8 protein-coding genes are annotated in these 7,706 nt (G+C 53.3%); 2 read left to right on the top strand and 6 right to left on the bottom strand.

The features are described 5' to 3' along the window. Window positions 1-267: 267 nt before the first annotated feature. Window positions 268-936, bottom strand: a complete 669-nt coding sequence (locus CV945_RS00955; RefSeq protein WP_198518472.1) for a cell wall hydrolase — start codon at window positions 934-936, stop codon at window positions 268-270. A gap of 306 nt (window positions 937-1,242) precedes the next feature. On the opposite strand from CV945_RS00955, the gene CV945_RS00950 reads away from it, so the two are divergent. After that, on the top strand, window positions 1,243-1,677 hold the full coding sequence (locus CV945_RS00950) for a DUF2621 domain-containing protein (RefSeq protein ID WP_100658940.1): 435 nt from the start codon (window positions 1,243-1,245) through the stop codon (window positions 1,675-1,677). Window positions 1,678-1,871: 194 nt separating this feature from the next. Here the strand turns inward: CV945_RS00950 and CV945_RS00945 are convergent, their stop codons facing one another. The 3 genes from CV945_RS00945 to CV945_RS00935 form a co-directional block, all read right to left on the bottom strand. Continuing rightward, window positions 1,872-2,351, bottom strand: a complete 480-nt coding sequence (locus CV945_RS00945) for a CcdC family protein (RefSeq protein ID WP_369806423.1) — start codon at window positions 2,349-2,351, stop codon at window positions 1,872-1,874. 200 nt (window positions 2,352-2,551) lie between these two features. Further along, window positions 2,552-2,908, bottom strand: a complete 357-nt coding sequence (locus tag CV945_RS00940) for a response regulator (RefSeq protein WP_100658935.1) — start codon at window positions 2,906-2,908, stop codon at window positions 2,552-2,554. A 68-nt stretch (window positions 2,909-2,976) separates the two neighbouring features. Further along, window positions 2,977-3,684, bottom strand: a complete 708-nt coding sequence (locus tag CV945_RS00935) for a cytochrome c biogenesis CcdA family protein (RefSeq protein WP_100658934.1) — start codon at window positions 3,682-3,684, stop codon at window positions 2,977-2,979. 168 nt (window positions 3,685-3,852) lie between these two features. Between CV945_RS00935 and CV945_RS00930 the strand changes: the two genes are divergently transcribed. Beyond that, window positions 3,853-4,032 carry an aspartyl-phosphate phosphatase Spo0E family protein gene (locus tag CV945_RS00930; RefSeq protein ID WP_011230836.1) on the top strand — a complete coding sequence of 60 codons (180 nt, stop codon included), beginning with the start codon at window positions 3,853-3,855 and terminating at the stop codon, window positions 4,030-4,032. A 57-nt stretch (window positions 4,033-4,089) separates the two neighbouring features. Here the strand turns inward: CV945_RS00930 and CV945_RS00925 are convergent, their stop codons facing one another. Together CV945_RS00925 and CV945_RS00920 are read right to left on the bottom strand one after the other, a co-directional pair. Continuing rightward, window positions 4,090-5,868, bottom strand: a complete 1,779-nt coding sequence (locus CV945_RS00925) for an ABC transporter ATP-binding protein (RefSeq protein WP_011230835.1) — start codon at window positions 5,866-5,868, stop codon at window positions 4,090-4,092. Between the two features lie 89 nt (window positions 5,869-5,957). Beyond that, window positions 5,958-7,697 carry an ABC transporter transmembrane domain-containing protein gene (locus CV945_RS00920; protein WP_100658933.1) on the bottom strand — a complete coding sequence of 580 codons (1,740 nt, stop codon included), beginning with the start codon at window positions 7,695-7,697 and terminating at the stop codon, window positions 5,958-5,960. Window positions 7,698-7,706 lie beyond the last annotated feature (9 nt).

Below are 7,706 nucleotides of genomic sequence, written 5' to 3'. Positions count from 1 at the left end.
TCTGCTTTCCTATTGCCTTTTTTGGCCATTTTCAGTATACCCTCACGGATCAGGAGCGTATACCGCACTCACCAAGTGGTGGGGATTTTCACGGAAAAGATCCATGAGGAAATGGTCGTCCTCACTTCGGCATGAAAACTACGGCTCACCGACAAGCGATTTTCGCAGAAAAAGAGAGCGTCTCCCAAAGCGGGAAAACGCTCTCTTCCTTACCGCCTATGTATGTTGTGCTTCACTCGAAGGCAACGCTCCTTGAAGCCGGACCCTTTATCTCGTAAAGACGTGATGCCCGATGCGAATCGTCACCGGACGCGACAACATCCATTTGTCTTTTGTGATTTTCGGATTGTAGAAATAAAGCGAGCCGCGGCGATCGCTCGGGAACAAGGCCAGCGCCTTGTCAACCGCCTCGTAATCTTGCTTGGTCGGCTGAATGCGGATCAATTTCCCCGTTTTGACCGGTACAAACGCGTAGCCGGATTTCGTCTTTTGATAAATGACGCCGCGCACTGTCTTTGGAAACTCCGGATGCTTTGTGCGGTTTAAAACCACAAGCGCCACTTCCACCTTGCCGGCAAACGGCTCGCTCGAACCAGTTTCCGCCTGCACCAACTGAGCGAGCAATTTCCGATCAGCGGCGCTCAAGGAGATCGATTTCTTCTTGGCTGGCGCCGAAGCCGACTGCTTCGCAGCGGCCGGCACTTTCAGCTTTTTGCCGGCATAAATCACATCGCTTTTCAACCCGTTTAACGATTTTAACGAAGCAACCGAAGTATGATATAGTTTGGCAATCTTTGACAACGTATCGCCTTTTTTCACTTGATAGTATGTATACGAGCCAGCCGCTTCCGCTGACAGCCCATGGGAGCTTAACGCCATACAGCAAGTGATCGCGAGCGCTGCAATCGTCTTTTTCACTCTGCGCATCCTCCTCATCATTGCCTTTTGGCTTTTTTCTTTGTTTACTAGATTAGCAGGCAAAGGCGGGAACGTCACTGTATATCTTTTCCATATAAAGTAGCCGACAGCTTTCAATCCATTGGCGCTGTAAGGCGGGACAAGCTTTTTTACAGTTGCATTACAGTTGCGTTACGCTTCGTAACAAGCCGTCGTTTGAAACTTGCCAAACTGCGATCTTTTCGACATAATAATAGACGAAACTGCGGCACAGCGCCGTTGGAAGCAACATCAAAATGTGGGGGATCTTGAAAAACATCGAATCAACGCATTGGGGTGGGGATCGTGCTGACCGGGTGGTTTCTTTGGTTTATTTTGCTTTGGGTCGTCTTTTTGCTTGTCATGATGTCGATCGGCGGCTTTTTCATGTTCCGCAAGTTTTTGAAGCGGCTGCCAAAAGAAGATGGAAAATCGGAGCTCGACTGGCAGGAATATTACATTGAACAAACCCGCCATTTATGGGGGGAAGAAGAAAAGGCGCTGCTTGAGGAATTGGTTCGCCCTGTGCCGGAATTGTTCCGCGACGTCGCGCGGCAAAAGATCGCCGGCAAAATCGGCGAGCTTGCCTTGAAGGAGCAGGCGCCGCGCATCACGCGCGACTTGTTGATCCGCGGCTATATCATGGCAACACCGAAGCGTGACCATAAATTTTTGATCCGGACATTGCAGGCGAAAGACATCGATCTCGCCCCTTATCAACATTTACTGGAAAGCCGCTGACGTTCCGCCTTTCATCCTAAGGCTGGCCGGCGGCTTTCTCGTCTGTTTCAGCATGAAAAAAGCGGCCCAAACAAGCAGCTTTTTCGGCCGGGACAGACGACTTCATCTCCTCCGTCTGCGAAACATTCCAAGGAAGCGAAGTGAAGCGGCTTCGAGCAACAAAAAAGGAAGCTGTCCATCAGCGGGACAGCTCTTTATGTCAGCACCGGCGGTTTCAGCTGCGCCGCCAGCTTTCTATACGAAACGTACATCGCAATCCGCCATGGGACGATCATCGAAAACGCGAGCAAATAAAACATGCCGCTTAACTGGCGGTAGTCGATCGTTCGTCCTAAATACGTTTTCAAACCAAGACGTATGACAATCAACCCGAGCAAAATCCAAATAAAGGATTTTGAGCGTTTCAAATAAATATCATTGCCCCGGATTTCAAATTTCGACGTTTTAATGAGAAACAGCGAGAAAAACAGGCCAAGAATGACCGCCTCGATCAGTTCCCCGCGCGTAACGCGAAAAACCGGATCGATGAACATCAGCGCCCCGGTGCTCATAAACAGCGGCGGCAAAATAATTTTTTTGGCATTCGTCGGCTTTTCCGACGCCTTCATGCGCACAAAAAAGATGAGAAACGCCATCACAACGGCGATGAGCGATGTAATGAACGCCAAAGCCATCACCTTCTTCCGTCAAAATTCACGGACAACGCTATTATAGCAAAAACCGCTCCGCTTGCCTACCGTCCTCTCGAGCCGCCCCCGCCTTCGTCAAACATCGCACTCGCCTCATCCCCTCTCGCCGGCTAAAAGAAACGCAGCCAGCTGTCTTCCGGCGGTCATAAGCGGCGCCTTCCTTGGCGTACGGAGCCGAAGCTCGCTTACAAAAGACGGGCAATCGCCTCGAGCACGCGGGTTTCTTCAAACGGCTTGACGATGAAATCGGCCGCTCCGGCTTCAATGGCCTCAACGACCATACGCTGCTGCCCGAGCGCCGAGCAGATGATGATTTTCGCCCCCGGATCGATCTCCTTAATCGCCCGCACCGCTTCAATCCCATTCATGACCGGCATCGTAATGTCCATGATGACAAGATCGGGGCGCAGCCGGCGATACAGCTCCACCGCCTCTTTGCCGTTTTCCGCCTCACCGGCTACAGTGTGATCCGCTTTTTCTAGTATGCGGGCCAGCGTTACCCGCATAAACTTCGCATCATCAGCAATTAAAATGGCAGCCATCTTTCCATCGCCCTCTCCTCAACGATATTCCTCCAACAACAGCCGCACAAAGGGCGGCTCCATTGCCGCTAAAAGCCGGTAAATCCGCCAAACAGGCTTGTTGTGTAAGCAATCAGCTTTGTCATCCAGTCAAAGTACAAAACGACGCCCATCGCCACCATGACATAGCCGCCCACCTTCATGATGGACGCGCTATGGCGGCGAATCCATTGCAACTTGCCGATAAAAAACGACAAAATGAAAAACGGAACGGCAAATCCGAGCGTATAAGCAAGCATATACACCATTCCTGAGCCCGGGTTGGTTGCGGCTAGAGCGACAACCGCCACCAAAATCGGCCCCATGCACGGCGTCCAACCGGCAGCAAACGCCATGCCAATCAGCACAGAGCCGACATATCCCGATGGCCGTTCACGAAACGAAATGCGCCGGTCTTTCAGCAAAAACGCCGGCTTCCACAACCCGGCGACGACGAGGCCGAGAGCAACGATCACGACCGCGCCGATTTGCCGGATCGCATCTTGATAATCAACAAACAGCCTTCCAAGCAGCGAGGTGCCAAAGCCAAGCGAGATAAAAATGAGCGAGAAGCCGAGCAAAAAGCAAAGCGTATGCCATAAGCTGCGGCGGTTCAGCATTGCGTTTTCCTCTTTCAGCTCGCTGACCGACACGCCGGTGATATACGATAAAAACGCCGGATAAAGCGGCAAGCAGCACGGAGAAATAAACGACAAAAACCCGGCGCCGAACGCTAAAAATAGATTGAGATCATTCATTGGTGAACCAGCCCCTGCTTTTTTACTTTTTATTTTAGCAGAATTCCTTCTTCCCGTAACGTGTTTCTCATTGTTCCTGGTCAATTTTTCTATTTTCCATTTTTGCGTTCACTGATAAAATAGTATAAAGCACCATACACAATACTTCAAGCAAAGGACGGTCGATTCGTGCCGAAATGCAAATTGTTGACCTTGATTGAACAAAAGCGGATGGAGCTTGTCGACACGGTGGCCAAAACGGGGTTAAACTCGGCGGCGGCCATGAAAATCAGCAAAGAACTTGACACGTTGCTCAATGCCTATCAACGCGAACAAACCAAGCGGCGAAAGCAAAGCGCCTCCCGCTAGGCGGGACATGGCGCTTTCTTCTTTTTGTTCCAAGCAGGGGCGGCAAAACGCCGCCATTTACGCATGGACGTCGACGAGGCCGTTTTGCAGCAAGTACATTTGGTAGTAAAGCCCTTTTTGCGCCAGCAGTTGCTGATGCGTACCGCGCTCGATGATTTCGCCGCGGTGGAGGACGAAAATTTGATCAGCGTCTTGAATCGTTGATAGACGGTGGGCGATGGCGATCGTCGTCCGCCCTTTTCGCATGCGCATGAGCGCATCTTGAATCGCTTCCTCTGTTTCGGTGTCAATATGGGCGGTCGCCTCATCGAGCACCAAAATTTTCGGATCAGCAGCGATCGTGCGAGCAAAGGAAAGAAGCTGGCGCTGACCGCTTGATAACGTCGCCCCGCGCTCGGCGAGCACATGGTCGTAGCCGCCGGGCAATTGCTCAATAAACGCATCGGCCTGCACGAGCCGAGCGGCCTCCTTAATGGCTTCGTCGTCCAGTTCCTGATTATACATGCGAATGTTCTCTTTGACCGTCCCGTAAAACAAAAACGGATCTTGCAAGACAAGGCCGAGGCGGCGGCGCAGCTCGGCGCGCGAGTAATCGCGGATCGACCGGCCGTCAAGCAAAATATCGCCGCGGTCAAACTCATAAAAGCGCATGAGCAAGTTGATGATCGAACTTTTGCCGCTGCCGGTATGGCCGACAAACGCGACCGTCTGACCTGGACGGATGACAAACGACAGCCGTTTCAGCACATCCCGTTTGCCGTCGTAGGAAAAGCTGACATCCCGAAATTCGATTTCCCCGCGCTCGATCACATGCGGCGACCGATTTGGATTGGCCGGCGCCTCTTCTTGATGATCAAGAAGGGCAAACACGCGAGAGGCGGAAACGATCGCCTGCTGGTAAAGAGACAGGCGCATCATCATTTGCGTCACCGGTTCGAAAAAGCGCTCCAAATAGTTGACAAACGCATACAGCACTCCGATCTCAACTGGGCCATCAAGCGCCGTGATGCCAAAAAAGCTGAGCACGACCATGATCGACAACATATACACCACATCGATCGCCGGTCGAAGCAGCAGTCCATCAAGGTGGATGTTTTTCATCCCCGCCTTGTAATGCGCTTCATTGACGGCGGCAAACTCTTGATATAAACGGCGCTGCTGGCGGAACGCTTGAATGACGGCCATTCCTTGCAGCGATTCGTTCAATTTGGCGTTCAGTTCGCTCAGCCGTTCGCGCATCTCTTGATAAAACACTGAGCTGTAGCGGCGGTATGTGTGCATGATGAACGCGATCGCCGGGAGGATGAACAGGCAAAACAACGCAAGCTTAGCATCAAGCGAAAACATAGCGACAAACACGCCGATGACAAACAAGCCGTTTTGCACAAAGGCCGCTAGGACGCTGATGAACATGTCCTTGATCGCTTCTGTATCGTTCGTCACCCGCGAAACGATGCTTCCGCCCGGCGTCCGGTCAAAATAGCTCATCCCGAGCCGGTGCACTTTCGCAAACACATCCATCCGCAGCGCTTGAATGACGTACAAAGCGAGCCGCTGAAACTCGACAAGCTGGAAGTAGGAAATGATCGTTTTCAAGACGAGCACGCCGAGATAGGCGGCGGCCAGCGCCGCCACCGGTCCAAAAGCGAGGCGGCCCGGCACCAAATAGTCATCAATGAACACTTTCACCAAATACGGGCCGGAAAGCTCCCCGGCCGTTGCCAACAGAAGAAGCGCAAACGCAAGCGCAGTTTCTTTTTTGTATCTTCCCATATAAGCGAGCAGCCGCCATAAAACGCGCCGCTGCTCTTTTGTTGTCAACCATCGGTCGTTCATCCACTTCCCCCTATTCCACAAACAACTTGTATTTTCAAGCTTTTCGCTCCGCTCGTTTTTGGCGGGAGCTCGAACGTTCAGGTCTGTTGTTACTCCGCAAGCGCCTCAAGCTGTTGGCGCCGGTGCATGTCACGATACCAGCCGTCTTCTGTCATCAGCTGCTCGTGCGTTCCGGCCTGCACAATTCGTCCCCCGTCAAGGACGAGAATCCAATCGGCATGCTCAACCGCGCTTAAACGATGAGCGGCGATGATCGTCGTTTTTCCGCGCCGCTCCTGTTTGAGCGCCGCTAAAATCCGCGCCTCGGTCTTCGCATCCACAGCCGACAACGCGTCATCAAAAATGAGCACTTCTGGGTCAATGAGAAGCGCCCGGGCGATGGACAGCCGCTGTTTTTGCCCGCCGGATAGGGAAACTCCGCGCTCGCCGATGACTGTCTCATACCCGTCGGGAAACTGCAAAATGTCATCATGAATGTCGGCCAGCCGCGCCGCCCGTACGACCTCGTCCTCTCCGGCTTCCGGCTTGGCAAAGGCGATGTTGTCGCGGATGGAGGCAGAAAACAAGAAATGGTCTTGCGGCACGTAGCCGATCGCCGAACGGAGCGCGAAAAGCGTATAATCGCGGATGTCGCGGCCGCCGAAGCGAATCTCGCCGTCATAGCCGTCAAACTCGCGCAGCAGCAGGCGAAGCAACGTCGTTTTTCCCGCCCCCGTTTTGCCGACGACGCCAAGCGTCGCCCCACGCTTGAGCTGAAAACGAATGCCCCGAAGCGCCGGCTTCGCCTCCCCCGGATAGGCAAATTGACGAACATCATACTCAATGTCGCCTTGCGGAGCGATGTGAAGGGCATCCGGACGTTCGTTGATTTCATCTTGTTCAGCCAACAGCGCCCGCACCCGGTCGTACGAAGCACGCCCTCGCTCAACAATGTTAAACAGCCAGCCGAACGCCAACATCGGCCAAATAAGCAGGCCAAGGTAGGTCGTAAACGACACAAGCTCGCCGATCGTCAATTCGCCCGCCAAAACCATTTGGCTGCCAAACGCCACAGCGAGAAAAAATGACAGCCCAACAAGCAGCCCGATCGTCGGATCAAACAAGGCGTCAATTTTGGCGACGGCAACGTTTTTCGCCACGACGTCTTCCGATTGACGGCGAAACGCCTCGACATCGTGTTCCTCATAGCCGAACGCCTTGATGACGCGGATGCCGTTGACGCTTTCCTGCACCTTGTCGTTCAGCGACGAAAACGCCGCTTGCGCCGTTAAAAACCGTTCATGCAGCATCGCCCCATACCGGCTTGTCGCCCATGCCATCACCGGCAGCGGCAGCAGGCTGATCAACGTCAGCTTCCAGCTGATCGATATCGCCATCGTCGCCAGGACAAACCCGCCGAGCGTCACCGAGTCGACGAGCGTTAAGATGCCGCTTCCCGCCGTTTGTTGAATCGCCTGCAAATCATTGGTCGCATGGGCCATTAAATCGCCGATCCGCTTCCGCTGGTAAAACGACGGCGACATGTTCGTAAAATGCTGATACAGCTCGTTGCGCAGCTGGCGGGCAAGCTTGACCGCCGAACCGAAAATGAAAATGCGCCAAGCGTAGCGGAGCCCGTAAAGCGCCGCCGCAACGGCGGCGAGGACGGCGATCCAGCGGATGAGCACTTCTTTTGTCATCGTGCCGTTTTTCATATGATCGACCAACAAGCCGATCACTTTCGGCGGGACTGTCTCCAAAAACGCCACGATGACAAGCACGAAAATGCCGGTGATATACGCCTTCTTTTCTTGACGGAAAAACCAAAACAAATCGCGAAACACGCGCATAAGGCCCGC

The sequence above is a fragment of the Geobacillus sp. Manikaran-105 genome (genome assembly GCF_002809955.1).
Lineage (GTDB): Bacteria > Bacillota > Bacilli > Bacillales > Anoxybacillaceae > Geobacillus > Geobacillus thermophilus.
The sequence above is the reverse complement of the archived record's forward strand: the minus strand, read 5'-3'. Positions and strand labels throughout refer to the sequence as shown.

Excerpts from the sequence above, each read along its gene's own strand:
- CV945_RS00940 (WP_100658935.1), bottom strand. The coding sequence starts at position 2,908 with ATGGCTGCCATTTTAATTGCTGATGATGCGAAGTTTATGCGGGTAACG.
- CV945_RS00920 (WP_100658933.1), bottom strand. The coding sequence starts at position 7,697 with ATGCGCGTGTTTCGCGATTTGTTTTGGTTTTTCCGTCAAGAAAAGAAG.
- CV945_RS00955 (WP_198518472.1), bottom strand. The coding sequence starts at position 936 with ATGAGGAGGATGCGCAGAGTGAAAAAGACGATTGCAGCGCTCGCGATC.
- CV945_RS00925 (WP_011230835.1), bottom strand. The coding sequence starts at position 5,868 with ATGAACGACCGATGGTTGACAACAAAAGAGCAGCGGCGCGTTTTATGG.
- CV945_RS00945 (WP_369806423.1), bottom strand. The coding sequence starts at position 2,351 with ATGGCTTTGGCGTTCATTACATCGCTCATCGCCGTTGTGATGGCGTTT.
- CV945_RS00935 (WP_100658934.1), bottom strand. The coding sequence starts at position 3,684 with ATGAATGATCTCAATCTATTTTTAGCGTTCGGCGCCGGGTTTTTGTCG.